1 protein-coding gene and 1 pseudogene are annotated in these 641 nt (G+C 74.1%); both read left to right on the top strand.

Features of this window, described 5'->3' with window-relative positions; translation table 11 throughout:
* A partial coding sequence (locus tag AC27IO_RS25155; protein WP_498741336.1) for an RsmE family RNA methyltransferase occupies positions 1-182 on the top strand: 182 nt, incomplete at its 5' end.
* A 24-nt stretch (positions 183-206) separates the two neighbouring features.
* A pseudogene (locus AC27IO_RS25150) lies at positions 207-641 on the top strand (hypothetical protein); the annotation flags it as partial.

Below are 641 nucleotides of genomic sequence, written 5' to 3'. Positions count from 1 at the left end.
TGCGCGAGGCGGTCGGCAGCGCCGGCCGCGTGCAGGTGCTGCATGGCCCCGAGGGCGGGCTGACCGCGCAGGAGGAAGACCTGGCGCTGGCCCACGGCTTCGCGCCGGCCAGCCTGGGCGCGCGTGTTCTGCGGGCCGAGACCGCTTCGGTCGCCGCGCTGGCGCAGCTGGCCTTCGAATGATGACGGAACACTGAACAGGACGGCATGGAGAGCACTGTGTTGGCGGCCGAGGCGCCGTGGCCTGGAGGGGCGGAGAACGAGGGCGGGCTGTTCGACTTTTTCCGGGATGCCGATGCGGCCGGCGATTCGGCCCTGCTGTGGCGCATTGCGCGCGAGCAGGCCGTCACCCAGGCGCTGAGCGGGCTGTTCCACGGCCCGGCGGCGCTGGTGCAGCTGCGGCTGTGGGCCTTCCTGCAACTGGCGCGCCAGGGCGAGGCCACGCTGGCGCGCGAGCGCATCGACGAGATCTTCCACGCCCTGCGCCCCGAGGCGCTGGACACCGTGCTCAAGCGCTTTCGCGACGTGGGCCTGCTGGCCTGGGACGACAGCGCCCGCACCTATGCGCTGCCGCCGCTCGCGCAGCGCGTGGCCGGCCTGCTGGCGCCCCTGGCCAGCGACGGGCGGCGGGGGACGAGGATG

The organism is Acidovorax sp. KNOB132, assembly GCF_057541515.1.
The sequence above is the reverse complement of the archived record's forward strand: the minus strand, read 5'-3'. Positions and strand labels throughout refer to the sequence as shown.